Source organism: Parasphingomonas halimpatiens, from assembly GCF_036663795.1.
In the GTDB taxonomy this organism is placed as follows: Bacteria; Pseudomonadota; Alphaproteobacteria; order Sphingomonadales; family Sphingomonadaceae; genus Sphingomonas.
In genome coordinates this window covers 1-3,880 of the sequence record NZ_JAXOJP010000079.1, presented here as the reverse complement: position 1 = coordinate 3,880, position 3,880 = coordinate 1, and the positions used below count along the sequence as shown (strand labels likewise).

The 3,880-nt window shown below is 61.0% G+C and carries 2 pseudogenes; both read left to right on the top strand.

Annotation, left to right across the window (positions count from 1 at the left end):
* Positions 1-126: 126 nt before the first annotated feature.
* Positions 127-639: pseudogene (locus tag U1839_RS26645) on the top strand (IS630 family transposase); the annotation flags it as partial.
* A 108-nt stretch (positions 640-747) separates the two neighbouring features.
* A pseudogene (locus tag U1839_RS26640) lies at positions 748-3,880 on the top strand (endo alpha-1,4 polygalactosaminidase); the annotation flags it as partial.

Genomic DNA, 3,880 nt, shown 5'->3' with positions numbered 1-3,880 from the left:
CGCCCGCCTCCGCCTCCTTCAGCACCCCGATAATCTGCTCTTCTGTGAACCGTGATCGCTTCATCCGTCCGTCCCTTCTTCAGGCCGGACTCTAATCGCTGCTGGTAGAAAATCAGGAGGTCACGTCAGCTGGTCTTCATCGATGAGACAGCAACGACCACCAAGATGACCCGGCTACGGGGCCGGGCGCGCAAGGGCGAGCGGCTCAGGGCACGTGCGCCCTTCGGCCATTGGGGTACGCAAACCTTCATCGCAGCACTTCGCCATGACGGGCTGACGGCGCCCTGGATCATCGACGCACCGATGAACCGGAAGATCTTCGAGGCCTATGTCGAGACCCAGCTCGCGCCGACACTGAGGCCCGGCAATGTGGTCATCCTCGACAATCTGTCGAGCCACAAAAGCGAGGTGGCCAAGGCGATCATCAGGGAACGTGGCGCATGGTTCGTCTTCCTGCCGCCCTACAGCCCAGACCTCAATCCAATCGAAATGGCCTTTGCCAAACTCAAGGCGCACCTCCGCCGCATCAAGGCCAGGACCATCGACGACCTATGGCGCGCCGTTGGCAATATCTGTGACCTCTACACACCCGAGGAATGCTGGAACTTCCTCAAACACGCAGGCTATGCACCAGATTAAACGCACGACGCTCTAAATATACCCCTATTCGACAGGCGATCCGTTTTCTCATCTAGGTAGGCCGATCATAATATGCCAATATCGGCTAGATGAATGGGGAGACTCGCGATGCCATCTGTCAGCAGCTTCGGATATCAACTGACAAATGTGAATTTTAGTCAGATCAATTCGTCTTCCTATGACCTTTTTGTTACGGAAGCGGCGCCCCTCCAGACAAATAACTCTATCGTTGCACAGCTGACCAGGCAGCAAGTAGATCAGCTCACCGCGCAAGGGCGAATTGTCCTCGGCTACATCGACGCCGGGGTAACGGATGACAGCCGCTATTATTGGAACCCGGCGTGGACGAGCAACGGCCATGACACCGGAACCCCGACGGCGAGTGCGCCGAACTGGCTCAAGACCGGCTTCGCGCTCGATTTCAACCAAGACGGCAAGCAGGACGCGATCGCGGTAAATTACACCGATGCAGCATGGCAGGACATGGTCGTTGCCCAGGCCGTGTCGCTCGTGCGCGATCGCGGCTATTCGGGCGTATTCCTCGACGATGTCGGCATCTACGCCTATTACGGCTCGCACAGCGGCAGTCTCGCCACTGCGGCGGACCAGATGATTGCGCTCGTCGCAAAGGTGAAGGCTGCGATCGTGGCCATCAATCAGAACGCGGTGGTGGTGACCAACACCAATTCCTGGATCCTGGTCGAGAACAGCAGTGGATCGGCAAGCAGTGCCTTGTCGCACCAGTTCACCGACGCCGTGGATTTCCATCTGATCGAGAACCAGTCGGTCGCGGAGCTCGATCTAGCCCACCAGCGGATGCCGAACGAACCGCTCCTCATCCTCGACAACAGCGTGGGTGCCAACATTACGGCAGCGGAAGGGTGGGCGCGCGGAACCTATCTGAACGTGCCGAGCGCCAACTACGACGTATTCGCGCCCGTCGCATACCCGGCCTCGAACGGTGCAGACATTTTAACTGGCGGCTCCGGACCCAACCATATCGACGGGCTGGGCGGCGACGATCAGATCGACGGCGGCGGTGGCGACGACGTGTTGAATGGGGGCGCCGGAAACGACGTGATCCGAACCGGATCCGGGTCAGACACGGTCCATGGCGGCGATGGCGACGACCAGATCGTGCAGGGCACCCTACCTCAGCAGGGCGCTCAGGTCGTCGACACCGATGCAAACAACGGGGACGGTTTTGCGATCGTCGGCGGCGACTTTCTGTACGGCGACGCCGGTAATGACGATATCTCGGGCGGCTATGGCAGCATTTTGGACGGCGGCACCGGCACCGACTATGTCCATCTGTCGTTGACCGTGGACTGGCAGCCCTGGGTTGCGCACACGATCCTCTCGATCGAGAACAAACGCGGTGTGAACGTGCATCTTGCCGACGCGACAACCGGCACGCTCGTCCTCCCCGTTGGCGTCAATTATGCGGGCCTCGACATCACGCTCACCGGGATCGAGCGCTTCGACATCACCTTTGGTAGCGGCAACGACACGGTCTATGGCGGCGATTTCGACGACAAGTTGACGGGCGACACCTATAACTTCCCTTTTGGTAGCGACGAGCTGCACGGCGGCGGGGGCAATGACACGCTCGACGGCGGCGGCGGCAGCGATGTCCTGTATGGTGATGCCGGAAACGATCTGTTGGACGGGGGCGTAACGTCGCCGGGCTTCAACGATGGCGCAGAAGACCTGCTTTACGGCGGCGCCGACAACGACCGGTTCATTGGCCGGGCAGGCGATTTGATCGACGGCGGGTCGGGGGACGATCGCGCGGTCATTTTGCTGGGCACCTCCAGCCTGGCGTACACGCTCAACCTCGATTTGGTCGTCAGCGGCGGTGCCTATAACTTCGGCGATGCCAACCCCAACGTCGCGGCGATGATTCACGGCACGCGTGTCAACGGCATCGAGCATCTCGACCGGCTGGAACTCGGCAGCGGCGCCGACACCGTCGTCACCAGCGCCAGTACGATCGAGGGGTCGGCGGGCTCCTATTATGTTCTGAACAACGGAATAGATCTGGGTGGCGGCAACGACCAGATCACGATCAACGGCACGCTGTCAGAAACCGGGTTCAAACCGATCGACGGCGGTTCGGGGATCGACACGGTCATCCTCAACGGCGATTATCCGACGCAGCTGAAGTTGGGCTACCCCAACTTCTCGAACTTCGAGAAGGTCGTGCTCGCCGCAGGACACAATTATTCCTTCGTCACCAGCTTCACCAACAGCTTCACCCTGATCGACGCTTCGGCACTGGGATCGTCTAACGGCCTGACGCTCGACATCCAGGACGCATTCCCCACGCTCACGATCAAAGGGGGTGCCGGCTCGGATCAGATCACGCTGCGCAGGATCGGCGACCGCCCCGCCGTCATCGACCTCGGCGGCGGATCGGACACGCTGACGCTGAGCGGCGATTTCAGTGCCGGTCTCGACCTCAAACAGGTTTTGAGCGGAATCGAGACGATCAATCTCACGCATTCCACCTCGAGCCGTTTCAGCTATTCGCTTCTCCTCGACGACGGCAGTCTATCGCCCGGCTTCGCCATGTCGGTGAACGGCAGCAGCCTCGGTACGGGCCTTTCCGGTTTCCTCGAAATCATGCAGGTCGATGCCAGCGCGAAGACCAGCGGCGCATTGCTCATTCAGGGCGGGGCGAACGCCGATAGACTCATCGGCGGTGGCGGCGCGGATACGATCCAGGGCGGAGCGGGCGCAGATACGATCACCGGCGGCGGCGGTAACGACATCCTGACCGGCGGTAGCGGCAACGACACTTTGACGGGCGGCGCTGGTCTGGACGTGGCCGTGTTCAGCGGCAATCGTGCGCAATATGTTTTCCACGCCAATGGCGACGGCAGCGTGCAGGTTGTCGGACCGGATGGTTCGGACACGGTGTCCGGCGTCGAACGTTTCCAGTTCGCGGACGTAACGGTGCGGATGCCCACAGGCGTGGATCTGAACAGTGATGCGCTGGGCGATGTCTTGTTCCGGTCGGGCGCAGGAGCGTTTGCATCATGGCAGTTGTCCGGTGCGTCGTCGATTGGCGGCGGCGGTAATATCGGCAACCCGGGTGGTTCGTACCGCTATGTTGTCTCGGGTGATTTCAACGGCGACGGGGCGAGCGACCTGCTGTTTCGAGGCCGCGACGGCACGCTGGCATCGTGGCAGATGTCGGGCACATCGATCGTCAGCGGCGGCACTATCGGCAATCCGG